Origin of the sequence: Amycolatopsis sp. 505 (genome assembly GCF_031625235.1) — a bacterium.
Taxonomy (GTDB): Bacteria; Actinomycetota; Actinomycetes; order Mycobacteriales; family Pseudonocardiaceae; genus Amycolatopsis.
Genome location: NZ_JACKQP010000007.1, coordinates 561,675 through 574,613, shown reverse-complemented (window position 1 = coordinate 574,613; position 12,939 = coordinate 561,675). Strand labels below are relative to the sequence as shown.

Annotated in this window: 15 protein-coding genes; 8 read left to right on the top strand and 7 right to left on the bottom strand. The window is 72.1% G+C overall.

Annotation, left to right across the window (positions count from 1 at the left end):
• Positions 1-83: 83 nt before the first annotated feature.
• From H5965_RS27590 to H5965_RS27580, 3 genes are all read right to left on the bottom strand, one after another.
• Positions 84-467 carry an STAS domain-containing protein gene (locus H5965_RS27590; RefSeq protein ID WP_310973147.1) on the bottom strand — a complete coding sequence of 128 codons (384 nt, stop codon included), beginning with the start codon at positions 465-467 and terminating at the stop codon, positions 84-86.
• A 99-nt stretch (positions 468-566) separates the two neighbouring features.
• A complete protein-coding gene (locus tag H5965_RS27585; RefSeq protein ID WP_310973146.1) occupies positions 567-1,733 on the bottom strand; it encodes a VanZ family protein in 1,167 nt (388 codons plus the stop codon).
• A 74-nt stretch (positions 1,734-1,807) separates the two neighbouring features.
• Complete coding sequence (locus H5965_RS27580) at positions 1,808-2,002, bottom strand: antitoxin (RefSeq protein ID WP_310973145.1); 195 nt, start codon at positions 2,000-2,002, stop codon at positions 1,808-1,810.
• A gap of 324 nt (positions 2,003-2,326) precedes the next feature.
• Here H5965_RS27580 and H5965_RS27575 point away from each other — a divergent pair, with 324 nt between their 5' ends.
• The 4 genes from H5965_RS27575 to H5965_RS27560 all read left to right on the top strand — a co-directional run bounded on the left by H5965_RS27575 (position 2,327) and on the right by H5965_RS27560 (position 6,772).
• Entirely contained in the window at positions 2,327-4,042 is a 1,716-nt protein-coding gene (locus H5965_RS27575) for a sulfatase-like hydrolase/transferase (protein WP_310973241.1), read from the top strand.
• A gap of 219 nt (positions 4,043-4,261) precedes the next feature.
• A complete protein-coding gene (locus tag H5965_RS27570; protein WP_310973144.1) occupies positions 4,262-4,591 on the top strand; it encodes a hypothetical protein in 330 nt (109 codons plus the stop codon).
• A gap of 410 nt (positions 4,592-5,001) precedes the next feature.
• Positions 5,002-6,126, top strand: coding sequence for a S1 family peptidase (locus H5965_RS27565; RefSeq protein ID WP_310973143.1), 1,125 nt, complete (start codon positions 5,002-5,004; stop codon positions 6,124-6,126).
• A 103-nt stretch (positions 6,127-6,229) separates the two neighbouring features.
• The gene (locus H5965_RS27560; protein ID WP_310973142.1) at positions 6,230-6,772 is read left to right on the top strand and encodes a dihydrofolate reductase family protein; all 543 of its coding nucleotides are present in this window, start codon (positions 6,230-6,232) and stop codon (positions 6,770-6,772) included.
• Here the strand turns inward: H5965_RS27560 and H5965_RS27555 are convergent.
• From H5965_RS27555 to H5965_RS27545, 3 genes are all read right to left on the bottom strand, one after another.
• Positions 6,769-7,359, bottom strand: coding sequence for a TetR/AcrR family transcriptional regulator (locus tag H5965_RS27555; protein WP_310973141.1), 591 nt, complete (start codon positions 7,357-7,359; stop codon positions 6,769-6,771). The genes H5965_RS27560 and H5965_RS27555 overlap by 4 nt on opposite strands.
• 4 nt (positions 7,360-7,363) lie before the next feature.
• Positions 7,364-8,233, bottom strand: a complete 870-nt coding sequence (locus tag H5965_RS27550) for an alpha/beta fold hydrolase (RefSeq protein ID WP_310973140.1) — start codon at positions 8,231-8,233, stop codon at positions 7,364-7,366.
• A gap of 347 nt (positions 8,234-8,580) precedes the next feature.
• Positions 8,581-9,027, bottom strand: a complete 447-nt coding sequence (locus tag H5965_RS27545) for a nuclear transport factor 2 family protein (RefSeq protein ID WP_310973139.1) — start codon at positions 9,025-9,027, stop codon at positions 8,581-8,583.
• Positions 9,028-9,077: 50 nt separating this feature from the next.
• On the opposite strand from H5965_RS27545, the gene H5965_RS27540 reads away from it, so the two are divergent.
• Positions 9,078-9,713: a helix-turn-helix domain-containing protein gene (locus H5965_RS27540; protein WP_310973138.1), complete on the top strand. Its 636-nt coding sequence runs from the start codon at positions 9,078-9,080 to the stop codon at positions 9,711-9,713.
• Positions 9,714-9,781: 68 nt separating this feature from the next.
• Positions 9,782-10,300: a VOC family protein gene (locus H5965_RS27535; protein ID WP_310973137.1), complete on the top strand. Its 519-nt coding sequence runs from the start codon at positions 9,782-9,784 to the stop codon at positions 10,298-10,300.
• Here H5965_RS27535 and H5965_RS27530 read toward each other — a convergent pair.
• Positions 10,297-10,722: a DoxX family protein gene (locus H5965_RS27530; RefSeq protein ID WP_310973136.1), complete on the bottom strand. Its 426-nt coding sequence runs from the start codon at positions 10,720-10,722 to the stop codon at positions 10,297-10,299. The genes H5965_RS27535 and H5965_RS27530 overlap by 4 nt on opposite strands.
• Positions 10,723-11,154: 432 nt before the next feature.
• On the opposite strand from H5965_RS27530, the gene H5965_RS27525 reads away from it, so the two are divergent.
• Complete coding sequence (locus H5965_RS27525; RefSeq protein WP_310973135.1) at positions 11,155-11,844, top strand: TetR/AcrR family transcriptional regulator C-terminal domain-containing protein; 690 nt, start codon at positions 11,155-11,157, stop codon at positions 11,842-11,844.
• On the top strand, positions 11,841-12,932 hold the full coding sequence (locus tag H5965_RS27520; protein WP_310973134.1) for an NAD(P)/FAD-dependent oxidoreductase: 1,092 nt from the start codon (positions 11,841-11,843) through the stop codon (positions 12,930-12,932). The genes H5965_RS27525 and H5965_RS27520 overlap by 4 nt, the downstream gene beginning before the upstream one ends.
• Positions 12,933-12,939: the final 7 nt, after the last annotated feature.

Genomic DNA, 12,939 nt, shown 5'->3' with positions numbered 1-12,939 from the left:
CTTCGCCGTGCCGGCCCCCGCGGGAAGGCCCTCCCCTTCTTCATGCCCGGAACCGGGCCCGCCGACACGGGTGTCCGAGGTCGTCATGCCGCACCCCAGGAAGCTTCGACCGACTCGTGGGCCGGGTACACGGGCATGACGTCGCCGAGGCCGAGCAGGCCGATGGGCCGGGTCACGGCGGGGGAGGCCGACACGACGGCGAACCGGCCGCCCGCAGCGCGCAGCCCGCGGGCCAGCCGCAGCAGGACCTGCAGGCAGCTGGAGTCGCAGTACGCGACCTCGGTCATGTCCACGACGACCCGCGCGGGGCCGGGCTCGGCCGGGAGCAGCTCGGCCAGCTTCGCCGAGGCCGCGAAGTCGAACTCACCGCGCAGCGTGTACACGCCGGTACCCCCGGAGTCGTGCGCTTCGAGTGACCAGCCGTCACCCGAATGCCGCTGCCGGGGCCGCGCTGCGTCGGTGGTCATCACAAGCTCCTGGATGGGGATCGGGACACGGGCTGGCGGCTCAACCCGTTCCGGACGCAATCTACCAGCGCTGTCGACCGCGGGCAGGCCGGTGTCCCGTTACTGTCCTTTAAGGACTTTCTCCGGCGGCGCGGGCGCCGGCTCCGGTTCCGCGGCCGCCGGCGGCACGACGGCGGTGTTCACGGTGCGGGTCAGCCGCTCGTAGGGCGCCCGGTGCTCGGGGTCGAGCAGCACCGCCAGCGGCGTCCAGACGCCGACGACGAACACCGACGCGGCCAGCGCGACCGGCAGGAGCAGCTGCTCGGGGTGGCCGGCCAGGTCCCAGCGGTCCAGGTCCAGCAGCAGCCAGGTCAGCCACAGCGGCGAGAGCAGCACGCCGTTGCGGACCAGCAGGGCGACCGGTCCGGCCCGGCGGCCGCCGCGGCGGGTCACCCGCAGCAGCACCGCGCGCTTGCCGGGCGTCGACCCGGTCACGGCGGGCAGCACGACGAACCACACGAGGGCGAGGATGACCACCGGCGTGTCGCGGTGGCGCAGGTCCTCGCCGAACAGCGTCAGCAGGCCGAAGAGGAACCCGAGCAGCGCGCCGAACCCGAGCAGGTCGGTGGCCAGCGCGAACAGCCGCCGGGTGAAGGTGACCCGGGCGGCGTAGCGGCGCCGGTCGTGCTCGGGTTCCGGCGACGGGAGGAGCCGCCCGAGCGGGCCGGCCAGCAGCCAGCCCGCGACGACGCCCGCGGTGTTGAGGATCAGGTCGTCGACGCTGAAGAGCCGGTACGGGCACGGGTAGACGAACCAGAGGCCGGTCAGCTGCGTCAGCTCGAAGAACAGCGACACACCGAAGCCGATCAGGGTGGCCGGCAGCAGCCGCATCCGCTGGGCGTAGCGGACGTAGAAGCCCAGCGGGGCCAGCATCACGACGTTGAGCGCGGTGGTCCAGACCGCCGGGTTGTGCAGCAGCGCGCCGGGGCTCCAGTGGCCGCGGGCCCGCTGGGAGACCACCTCGACGAAGTAGAAGGGCCGCAGCTGCGGCGAACTCGCGTAGGTGTGGCCCGCGCAGTACGCCGGGTCGGCGGGCAGCGGCAGCACCGTCTGCGTGGCGATCGCCAGCAGGTAGAAGAGGAACGCGTAGAAGACGAACGTCGGCCACCCGCCGGCGCGGCCGCGGCGGCGGTAGCTGACGAAGGCGGCCGGCAGCATCACGGCGAGCGCGACGAGCGGGAACAGGAGCAGGGCGGTCCGGACGGGGACGAGGTAGGTGGCGACCACGGAGCCGGTGGTACCCAGCCGCGGGGGCGGCGAAGCGTGCTTCCCCCGGACGGCTGGGGATCACCCGCGACGGCTCACTGAGGCGGCGCGTCCTGCTGCCCGCCGCCCTGCTTGTGCAGGAACTCCTTCGCCTTCTCCGAGCCCTGGTCGATCTTGTCGGAGTGCTGGCCGAACCGCTCCTTGGCGGCCTCGGCGGCCTTGTCGACACCCTGGTCGGCCTGGTCCGGGTGTTTCCCGAGCGCTTCCTTCGCCTTGTCGAACAGGTTCATCGTGGGCCTCCTTCGGAGTGGATCTTCGGACCTCCCGAGGAGAACACCGGCCGAGCGGGCCCGCAACGCTCGTTCCCCTGTGCCGGGGATTTCGGGTGTTCGCGCGGGTGAAAGGCGGTCCGCGGGGGTTTGGGCAGATCGCCGGCGGGTAGCGGCGGCCGATCGTCCGGTTCCTCCCGCGATGACGGACGCCGGCCCACCGGCCGGGCGAGCGGACCCGGGGTGCGTGAACCGCGCGCCGCCGCGGCCCGTATATCGGGGGTGACGATCGCCGCCCGGCCGCACGGGCCGGCGATCACCGTGCACCACGACGTGAGGCTCGCCATGGTTGGAAACATCGGTCTGCCGCTGGTGCGGCGCGTCCGCCGCCGCACCCCCGTCCCGGGGGTGGCCCTGCCCGACTTCGGGCTGCCCCGGCCCGGGCGGCGGCGGCACGTCGTCGCGAGCCGGGCCCTCACCGTGCTGGCCGCGCTGCTCGTGCTGTTCGGGCTGCTCGCCCCGGACGACCTCAGCTCGTTCTCCGTCGCCGCGCTGGTGCGCGTGCCCGTCGAGGGGCTCGTCATCGGGGCGGTCCTGCTGGTCCTGCCGCCGCGGGCGCGCCGCGTCGCGGCCGTGCTCGCCGGGCTGGGCCTCGGGCTGCTGACCCTGATGAAAGCCCTCGACACCGGCTTCTACGCGACGCTGGAGAAGCCGTTCGACCCGGTCTACGACTGGAGCTTCTTCCACGCCGGCGTCGAGTTCCTGGCCGGCCAGATCGGGAACGCGGCCACGATCGCCGCGCTGGTCGGCGCCGGCCTGCTCGCGGTGGCCGTCGTGGTGCTGATGGTGCTGGCGATGCTGCGGCTGAGCCGGGTCGCCGCCGGACGGCGGACCGGCGCCACCCGGGTCGTGGCCGTCCTTTCCGTGGTCTGGATCGTCTCGTCGGTGTTCGGTGTCGAGATCGCGCCGGGGCAGCCGGTCGCCGCGCAGAGCGCCGCCGCGCTGGCCTACGGCGACCTGCGCCAGGTGGGCGCGGACCTGCGCGACCAGCGGCCGTTCGAGGAGGTCGCCGCCGAAGACGCGTTCCGCTCCACCCCGGGCCCGCAGCTGCTGAACGGGCTGCGCGGCAAGAACGTCGTGCTGACGTTCGTGGAGAGCTACGGCCGGATCGCCCTCGACGACCCGGTCATCGGCGCGAAGATCGGTCCGACGCTCGACGCGGGCACGGCCGAACTGCGCGCGGCCGGCATCGGCGCGAAGAGCGCGTTCCTGTCCTCGTCGACGTTCGGCGGCGGCAGCTGGCTCGCGCACTCGACGGTGCAGTCGGGGATGTGGATCGACAACCAGCAGCGGTACAACGACCTCCTCGCCGGCGACCGGCTGACCCTCGGCGGGGCGTTCCAGCGGGCGGGCTGGCGGACGGTCTGGGACGTGCCCGCGCACACGAAGGACTGGCCGGAAGGCCAGCGGTTCTACCACCCGGACGCCTACTACGACGCCCGGTCGATCGGGTACCACGGCCCGGGCTTCGCCTACGCGACCATGCCCGACCAGTTCTCGCTCTCGATGCTGCAGCGCAAGGAGCTGGCGAACGCCACCCCGCAGCGGCCGGTGATGGCGGAGGTCGACCTCGTCTCCAGCCACGCGCCGTGGTCGCCCCGGCCCTGGCTGGTGGATTGGAACCAGGTCGGCGACGGCTCGATCTTCAACCCCCAGCCCGCGGCGGGCGAAGCGCCGGAGTCGGTCTGGAAGGAGCCGTCGAAGATCCGCGAGGCCTACCGCGACGCGACGGACTACTCGCTGAAGACGGTGATCTCGTTCGTCAAGCAGTACGGCGACGAGAACACGGTGCTGGTGTTCCTCGGCGACCACCAGCCGCCGGTGGTCACCCCGCAGGGCGCGGTCCACGACGTGCCGATCACGATCGTGGCGAAGGACCCGAAGGTGCTCGACCGGATCGCCGGCTGGGGCTGGCAGGACGGCCTGCACCCGGGCGCGCAGGCACCGATCTGGAAGATGGACTCCTTCCGGGACCGGTTCCTGAACGCCTTCGCGCACTGACCGTCCTGTTCGGACGCTTCCACCGGTGGTGCCGGGCTGCGAGCGGATCCACGGGCCGCGGCGGGGAATCCGCCATCCGTCCAGGGGCGCGGGCTAGCCCGGATGGAGCAGCGCTGTGACTTTCCGCTGCGTGCCGATTCACTGGCCCGATGAATTGCCGGTAATTCTCGCGCACTTCTACGCTCGGCACGTCGGGTTCTCGGCGTCGGAGGAGTGGTCATGCGAAGGAAATGCGCGGTTTTTGCGATCGCGGTGTTTTCCCTGTTCGGTCTGTCGGTCGTGCCGGCGGCCGCGGCGACCGGTGATTTCGCGCCACCCGGCTGCTTCGGCGAGCGTTACGGGACCCTGTTCGGACAGGGCGTCTCCGTCAGCTGCTTCCCCGGTGAGGGCTACGGATACCGCGTCCTCGCGCACTGCTCGAACGGCAGCGCGTTCTGGCTGGTCGCCGGTCTTCCGGTGCCGTACGGATTCGGCCCCGCGGTCGCGGAGTGCTCCGGTGCGCTCCTCGTTCCGGCCCGGGTGATCGCCTACCAGGTCGACGAAATCTGATTCCGGGCACGGAACCGCCCGGCCACCGGAAAATCGGTGGCCGGGCGGCGTCGTGCCCGGAGTTCTCCCATTCGGGGCCGTAGGTGGCCAGGGGGACGGCCGGGCACGTCCGGTGCCCGCCAGACTCCTGTCCGGGCTCGCCGTCGTGGAAACGTGTTCTACTTGGTTCAGACCTTTCCGCAACGCCGCGAAGAAGGGGTGGTGACATCGACGCGGGGCGGCCCGAGAGCCGGTCCGCCTCTCCGGCATGCGCGGGAAAACCCCTGCCAGGCAAGCAATCTTCACTATCCACAGTGGACAACCTGCGTGGAAATCGGACAGAAGACCGGACAAATCTGGACCCGGCGCGGACCTCGCCCGCACACTCTGCGGACGGTGTGTTTCTTTCCCCCGGCCTTGGAGGAGTTCCCATGCGTCGAAGAATCGCCCTGACCCTCGGCAGCGCCGCCGCCGTCCTCACCGCGTCCCTGACCGCCCTCACCCCCGCCGTCGCCCAAGCCTCACCCGGGCTGATCGCCGCCATGCAGCGGGACCTCGGGCTCACCGCCGCCCAGGCGTCGGCCCGGCTCACCCAGGAAATGACCGCCTCCCGGGTGCTGCCCGGCGCGCAGCAGGCCGCCGGTGCCGCGTTCGGCGGGGCGTGGTTCGACCCCGCGCGGGGCAAGCTGGTGGTCGGCGTGACCGACCCGGCCGCGGCCGCCGCCGTCCGGCAGGCCGGTGCCGAGCCCGTCGCGGCCACGACCAGCGCGGCGAAACTCGACGCCGCCAAGGCCGCGATCGACGCGTCGGCCAAGACGAAGCCCGCACCGGCCGCCGTCAGCGGCTGGCGGACCGACCCCCGCGCCGGCAGCGTCGTGGTCACCCTGCAGCCGGGTGCGCACGGCGCCGACGTCGACGCCTTCCTCGCGAAGGCCCGCGCCGCCGGCCCGGTCACCGTCCAGACCGCGCCGGCCGCGCGGCCCTTCTCGGCCGGCACCGTCGGCGGCGACCCCTACTACATCAACGGCAACACCCGCTGCTCGATCGGCTTCTCCGTCCAGGGCGGGTTCGTCAGCGCCGGGCACTGCGGCGGCACCGGCAGCTCGGTCGTCGGCTGGGACGGCTCGTGGATGGGCACCTTCGCCGGCTCGTCCTTCCCGGGCAACGACTATTCGTTCATCCGGATCGGCGGCGGCTGGTGGACCGCGCCCGTCGTGCTCGGCTGGGGCACGGTGAGCGACGCGCTCGTCCGCGGCTCCTGGGTCGCGCCGGTCGGCACGTCGGTGTGCCGCTCCGGCTCGACCACGCACTGGCACTGCGGCACGGTGCTGGGCCAGAACGAGACGGTCAACTACGCCCAGGGCGCCGTCTACCAGATGACCCGCACCAACGTCTGCGCCGAGCCCGGCGACTCCGGCGGCTCGTTCATCACCGGCGACCAGGCCCAAGGCGTCACCTCCGGCGGCTGGGGCAACTGCGGCTCCGGCGGGGAGACCTGGTTCCAGCCGGTCAACGAGATCCTGCAGACCTACGGCCTGTCCCTGGTGACGGCGTAGGAAAAAAGTTCCGGCGGCGGCCGATGAATCCGGCGGCCGCCGCCGGTAGGTACCGGTGCGGCCGCGCCACCGGGGCGCGGCGAGGGAGACACCGGGAGCAGTCATGAGCGTGATCGTCGTCGAGTTCACCACCCTGGACGGCGTCGTCGAGGACCCCGACGGCAGCGGCGGCACCCCCGCCGGCGGCTGGGCGTTCCGGCACGGCCCGGACGCGGTGGCGGGGGACAAGTTCCGGCTCGGGTCCCTGCTGGACACCGGCGTCCTGCTGTTCGGGCGAGCAACGTGGGAGCAGTTCGCGAAGCTCTGGCCCGGCCGCTCGGGCGAGTTCCCCGACCGGCTCAACGCCGCCGCGAAACTGGTCGCCACGCGGACCCTCCACGACGTGTCCGCGTGGCAGAACTCCGCGCTGCTGCAAGGAGAGCTCGCCGAAGCGGTCGCCCGGGAAGAACGGGACGTCGTCGTCATCGGCTCGGTCGGGATCGCGCAGGAACTCGCCCGCCACGGCCTCGTCGACGAGTACCGCCTGCTCGTCTTCCCGAGCGTCGCCGGAACGGGCCGGCGGCTCTTCGTCGACGCCGTGGACTTCCACCTGGTCTCGACCACCCGGGTCGGGCCGGCGATCCTCAGCACCTACCGGACACGCTAGGTCCGCACCAGACTGCCGAGCCAGCCGCCGAGGACCTCCTGCACTTCGGCGCGGGTGCGGGCCGGGTCGTCGGCCGCGGCGATCATCCGCGCCGCTTCCATCACCGCACTGAGCACCAGCTGGGCCAGGGCGCGGACGGGCAGCTCGACGATCAGCCCGTCCGCCCTGGCCTGCTCCAGCACGGCGACGATCAGGCCGAGGCCGTACTCCGCCTCGATCTCGCGCCAGACGTCCCAGCCGAGCACCGCGGGAGCGTCGGTGAGGGAAATGCGGCGAACCTCCTCGCGCAGGCACGCGTCGAGGAACACGCCGAGGCCCTGCAGCATGCCGGAAAGAGGGTCACTGCCGGCGGCGAACGCGGCCCGGACCTCCTCGGTCAGCTCGCGTTCCAGCTCCTCGACGACGGCCCGGAACAGGCCTTGCTTGTCGGCGTAGTGGTGGTACAGCGCGCCGCGGGTGACCCCGGCGGCGCGGGTGATCTCGTCGGCCGGCACGGCCTGGTAGCCGCGGGCGGCGAACAGCTCGCGCGCGGCGGCGACCAGGGCGGCCTTCGTGCCGGCGGAACGGTCCTGCTGGGTACGTCGCACCCGCCTAATCTGCCACGACGCCCGCGAACTCGACGACGTGGCGGGCCAGCACCGCCGGCTGGTCCTCGGACAGGAAGGTGTAGGAGTCCGGCACCTCCACGAGTTTCGCGTCCGGCAACAGCTCCGCGAGCCGGTGGGCCAGCCGGATCGGGAACAGCTTGTCCTCCGGCGCCCACGCGAGCAGCACGGGCCGGTCGAAGGTCCGCAGCTTCTCCGCGGCGGCCAGGGTGTGCCGCGGATCAACCTCCCGCAGCAGCTTCCGCAGGTCACGCCGAACCCCGGCGGACTTGCGCAGCGGCGAGAGGTAGGCCTGCGCGACGGCGTCCGGCAGCGGCCGCTTGACGACCCAGCCGAAGAGGACCGGCAGCGGGTGCAGCGCGCGGATCCGCAGCAGCTGCCCGAGCACCGCCATCGACCCGGGGATCCGGGCGAGCGGCGGCAGCGCCTTGAAGATCGGCGGGAAGAAGTACTCGAAGCAGTCCGACGGCGTGAGCACGACCCGGCCGACCCGCTCGGGGCGCCGGCCGAGCAGGATCTGCGTCAGCGCGCCGCCGGTGTCGTTCGCGACGAGCGTGACGTCCCGCAGGTCCAGCGCGTCGAGGAAGTCGGCGATGACGTCGGCGTTGCCGGTGGGGGAGAGGTCGGCGTCCGCGCGCATCGGCAGGTCGTGCGCGCCGAGCGGCAGATTCGGCGCCAGGCACCGGAACCCGGCCGCGGCCACGTCGGGGACGACCTTCCGCCACAGCTCGGCGTTCGTCAGCACCCCGTGCACGAACACCACCGGGGCGCCGGCGCCCCGCTCGAAGTACCGCACCTCGCCGGCGGGCAGCCGGACGCGGTGCTCCTGACCCAGTGCTTCGCTGCGCTTCGTCATGCGGCCATGGTTACATACATGGTGTATGTATGTAAATGCGTCCGAAGGCGACGGTGAAGCGGGTTCGCTGGTGGGGTAGGTCGCGATCGGCCGCGGCTCGGCGGGGAAGTCCGGCGCGTCGAGCACGGTCGCGCCGCCGGGGGTGCGCCGGAACGTCGGTGGGAGGGCTGATCGATGCGGTGATGCCCCGGGACTTGGCTTCGGGGAAAGGTCGGATCCGGGGGCATCACCGCCCGCGGGACAGCTGACACGGTGTCCTGCGGTGGACCTACCCTACGAACCGCCGGTGGCTCTGACCAGGGCCTCGATGCGGTGTCGAAGGTTTGTCGCCCGGTCGGTCGGCGGACCTACCGAGAGTGGGTCCCGGTCGGCGTTTCCCCGGGCTCCGGTTCGTCCGGCGGCCGGTCGCCGTGGCGGTGGACGATCCTCCACTCGCCGTTCTCGCGGCGGTACACGTGCGTGGCGCGCAGGGTGTACGTCGTGGGCTTGCCGTTGACCGACACGACGTTGTGCTCGAAGCCGACGGTGTAGGCGAGGTCGCCGCTCGCGCCGGCCGCGACGATCTCGAAGCGGTAGTCCTGCGAGCCGGAAAACTGGGCCGCGACGCGCTTGAACGCCTCGCCGACGTCGGCCCAGCCGGTCCGGAGGGGCAGCCAGGCGCCGAAAAGGCTCACCGGATCGGTGTGCGACCAGGTCTCGCTGCGGGGGCCGGCGTCGCCGTTGTGGATGGCTTCTTCGGCGGCGAGCTGCCGCGGCAGCATCTCGGCCAGGAAAGCGTCGGTGGCGGATGGCATGATGACTCCAATACAGTCGTGCTGTTTTCAATACAGTGAGGATGTATCGGATGAACGGGCCCGTCAAGCGCCAGTACGACTCGAGCCGGCGCCGGGAGCAGGCGCTGGAGAACCGGCGGCGGATCCTCAGTGCGGCGCACGCCCTGTTCATCACGCGCGGTTACGGCCGGACGACCATCGCGGACGTCGCCGCCGAGGCCGGGGTCGCTCCCGAGACCGTCTACGCGGCGTTCAAGAACAAGCCCGCGCTGCTGCACCGCGCGTGGGATGTGGCCGTGGGCGGGGACGAGCAGGAGGTGCCCCTGCTGGAGCGTCCGGAACTGCGGGCCGTGTTCGCCGAGCCCGAGCTGCCCGCCCGGTTCGCGGCGCTGGCCGTCGTCAACACCGCCGTCATGCGGCGGACCGCGCGGCTGCACCTGGCCGTGCGCGGCGCGGCGGCGAGTGAGCCCGCGGCGGCGGCGTTGCTCGAGGAAATCGACCGCGAGCGGCTGGCGGCGATGGCCGAACACGCCCGGGCCGCCGCGGTGACCGGGCAGTTGGGGGTGTCCGAAGACGAGTGCCGGGACGTGCTGTGGTCCACGACGGACGGGACGCTGTGGCACCGGCTCGTCGAGCAGCGCGGGTGGTCCGACGAGCGGTACGCGGCCTGGCTCGGCGGGCTGTGGGTGGCGGCACTGGTGGGTTGACCGGTGCTGAACACGCGCTTAACATTAAGTTGAAACTTCAACCGACCTGCGTGCAGCACGGAGCCTCGATGTCGATCTCTCGTCTGAACCACGCCGTGCTCTACGTCCGCGACCTGGCCGAAAGCGTGGCGTTCTACCGGGACGTGCTCGGCTTCGGGTACATCGACGGCGGGGACGCGCACCGGGGCGCGGCGTTCCTGCGGGCGCCCGGCTCGGCCAACGACCACGACCTCGGGCTCTTCGAGATCGGCCCGGACGCCGCGGACTCCGGCGCCGGGCGGACCTCGGTCGGGCTGTACCACCTCGCGTGGGAGGTCGACACGCTCGGCGACCTCGAGCGGCTCGCCGCCCGGCTCACCGAAGCGGGCGCGCTGGTCGGCTCGTCCGACCACGGAACCACGAAATCCCTGTACGCCAAGGATCCCAGCGGGCTGGAGTTCGAGGTCGTCTGGATCATCCCCCGCGAGCTGCTGACCGAAGAGGACCGCGCGAAGGGCGCGTCGATCGGGCGGCTCGACCTCGCGGGGGAGCTGGCGAAGTACGGTCCCGACGCGCGCAGCGGCGTCGGGATCTCGCGCTCCTCCTAGACTGCGGCGCCGGCCCGGGTCGGCTCGGAGGACCGCTGCCGGACGGTCAGGTTGTCCAGCGCGAAGCGGCCCGCGCCGACGAACGCGACGAGCAGCAGTGACCAGCAGAACAGCGCGGCCGCTTCGCCGCCGTTCTGGATCGGGAACAGGCCGGTCGGCAGGTGGACGACGAAGTACGCGTAGGCCATCGAGCCGGAACCGAGCACCGCGGCGACCCGGGTCCCGAGGCCGACGCAGACGAGCACGCCGCACACGAGCTGGATCACCGCGGCCCACCAGCCGGGCCAGGTGCCGACGGCGATGGTGGACTTCGCCCCGAACAGGCCGAAGAGCGACTTGAGGCCGTGGCAGGCGAACAGGAAGCCGATGACGATGCGGTAGAGCCCGATGACGTGGTCGCGGGCGGGGTCCAGGCGGTGCATGGTGGTGCCTCCGGGGAGCGGGGAAGGGCGGCATCGAACCGGCCGGCTGTGCGAGGCGGCCGTGTGCGAATTCAGGTCACCCAGATATACCGCTCGTGGAGAGTTGCCACAAGCGCCAAATGTCGTGTAAGGCAGTTTCGAAAACCGGGCACCGCTCGCATCGCTCGTCCGGCATCGTTGCGGTGCAAGGAGAAGCCGCCGTATGGGTGATCTTTCCTCAGTGGTCTGGACCTCGAAAATAATCGCGCTCGCACTTTCGCGATTATTTTCGAGTCTTTCGATGTGGTGCTTAACGGACGACTTAACAAAATGGTGGATCCGAATGTCGCATTCCACGCACCCGAATGATGTGTTGATTCGTGTGCCGTGGATCACTGCGAACATGTTCGTCCCGAACGTGCTCGCAACGAACATGTTCGCTACAGTGGTGGCATGACTCCGGGAAGCACGTACAACCGCCGGGAACGCCCGGCGAAGCCCGCGTTGACGCGCGAGGGGATCGTGGCGGCCGCCGTCGCGGTCATGCGCGCCGAAGGCGTCGAGCGCGTCACCATGCGCCGCCTCGCCAGGGAGCTCGACACCGGCGCCGCCTCGCTCTACGTCTACGTCAAGGACACCGAGGAGCTGCACGCCGCGGTGCTCGACGAACTGCTCGCCGAGGTCGCCCTGACCGGCGAAGGGGACTGGCGCGAACGCCTGTGGGCGGTGCTGGACTCCTACCGGTCGGTGCTGTTCGCCCACCCGAGCCTGGCCCGGGTCGCGCTGGTGACCCGGCTGAGCGGCCCGCACTACCTGGCCCTCGTCGAGGCGGTGCTGGCCCTGCTCGACGAGGGCGGCATGGCACCGGGGCAGGCCGCGTGGGCGGTCGACGTCCTGCTGCTCACCGCCACCGCGACGGCCGTCGAACACGGCAGCCGCCGGGAGCGGCCCGGTGCCGCGCGGGAGCACGAGGTGATGACGGAGTCCCTGGCCGATGTCTCGCCGGGGACGCACCCGCACATCGCCGCGCTGGCCACCGACCTGGTGTCCGGCCCCGGCCCCGCCCGCGCGAGGTGGGCGTTCGACGCACTGCTGAACGGCGCGCTCGCCACCCCGCGCCCGGGCTCCGGGGAGGCCCGATGACGCCGTCGATCGCGATCGCCGGCGGCGGCCTCGGCGGCCTCACGCTGGCCCGGATCCTGCACACGCGCGGAATCGCTTCGGCCGTCTACGAACTCGAAGCGTCACCGGCCGCCCGCGACCAGGGCGGCACCCTCGACCTGCACGAGGAATCCGGTCAGCGGGCGCTGGCCGAAGCCGGGCTGACGGCGGAGTTCCGCGCAGTCGTCCGCGAGGAGGGCGAGGCGCTGCGCATCCTTGACCGGCACGGCGCGGTCCGGTTCGAGGAAACCGGTGGCGACGGGACGCGGCCGGAGGTCGATCGCGGCGAGCTCAAGCGGATCCTGGCCGGATCGCTGCCGGACGGCGTCGTCCGCTGGGGTGCCAAGGTGGCCGCGGTGTCACCGGGGCGGCTCACCCTGGCCACCGGCGAGGTCGTCGAAGCGGACCTGGTGGTCGGCGCGGACGGCGCCTGGTCGAAGGTCCGGCCGGTGCTTTCGGAGGCCGTGCCCCGCCATTCCGGTCTGTCCTTCGTGGAAGCCCGGCTGTCCGATGTGGACGACCGGCACCCGGCCGTGGCGGCGCTGGTCGGGCCGGGCTCGATGTTCGCGCTCGCCGAAGGGAAAGGGCTGATCGCCCAGCGCACCGGCGGCGGCCGCATCCGGGTGTACGCCGCGGTCCGGGCCGAGGACGCCGCCGGGTTCGCCGACCGGAATCGGCTCCTCGACGTCTTCGCCGACTTCGCCCCGGAACTGCGGGCCCTGGTCGCGGACAGCGACGAGCCCCTGATCCCGCGGCCGATCCACGCCCTGCCGGTCGGCCACCGCTGGTCACGCGTGCCGGGCGTGACCCTGCTCGGCGACGCCGCGCACGTCATGTCGCCGTTCGCCGGCGAAGGCGCGAACCTCGCCATGCTGGACGCCACCGAACTGGCCCTCGCGCTGGCCGGCCACGACAACGTCGAAAGCGCTCTCTCGGCCTACGAAGCCGCGATGTTCCCCCGCGCGGAAGAAGCCGCGCGGGCCTCGGCGGACAACCTCGAAGCCTGCTTCGCCGCCGGCGCGCCCGACGCGATGGTCGAGCAAATGACCCGCTTCGCCGCACAACACTGACGGAAGG

Coding starts and splice junctions, on each gene's coding strand:
- H5965_RS27590 (WP_310973147.1), bottom strand. CDS start 467: ATGACCACCGACGCAGCGCGGCCCCGGCAGCGGCATTCGGGTGACGGC.
- H5965_RS27580 (WP_310973145.1), bottom strand. CDS start 2,002: ATGAACCTGTTCGACAAGGCGAAGGAAGCGCTCGGGAAACACCCGGAC.
- H5965_RS27575 (WP_310973241.1), top strand. CDS start 2,327: ATGGTTGGAAACATCGGTCTGCCGCTGGTGCGGCGCGTCCGCCGCCGC.
- H5965_RS27570 (WP_310973144.1), top strand. CDS start 4,262: ATGCGAAGGAAATGCGCGGTTTTTGCGATCGCGGTGTTTTCCCTGTTC.
- H5965_RS27565 (WP_310973143.1), top strand. CDS start 5,002: ATGCGTCGAAGAATCGCCCTGACCCTCGGCAGCGCCGCCGCCGTCCTC.
- H5965_RS27560 (WP_310973142.1), top strand. CDS start 6,230: ATGAGCGTGATCGTCGTCGAGTTCACCACCCTGGACGGCGTCGTCGAG.
- H5965_RS27550 (WP_310973140.1), bottom strand. CDS start 8,233: ATGACGAAGCGCAGCGAAGCACTGGGTCAGGAGCACCGCGTCCGGCTG.
- H5965_RS27545 (WP_310973139.1), bottom strand. CDS start 9,027: ATGCCATCCGCCACCGACGCTTTCCTGGCCGAGATGCTGCCGCGGCAG.
- H5965_RS27540 (WP_310973138.1), top strand. CDS start 9,078: ATGAACGGGCCCGTCAAGCGCCAGTACGACTCGAGCCGGCGCCGGGAG.
- H5965_RS27535 (WP_310973137.1), top strand. CDS start 9,782: ATGTCGATCTCTCGTCTGAACCACGCCGTGCTCTACGTCCGCGACCTG.
- H5965_RS27530 (WP_310973136.1), bottom strand. CDS start 10,722: ATGCACCGCCTGGACCCCGCCCGCGACCACGTCATCGGGCTCTACCGC.
- H5965_RS27525 (WP_310973135.1), top strand. CDS start 11,155: ATGACTCCGGGAAGCACGTACAACCGCCGGGAACGCCCGGCGAAGCCC.
- H5965_RS27520 (WP_310973134.1), top strand. CDS start 11,841: ATGACGCCGTCGATCGCGATCGCCGGCGGCGGCCTCGGCGGCCTCACG.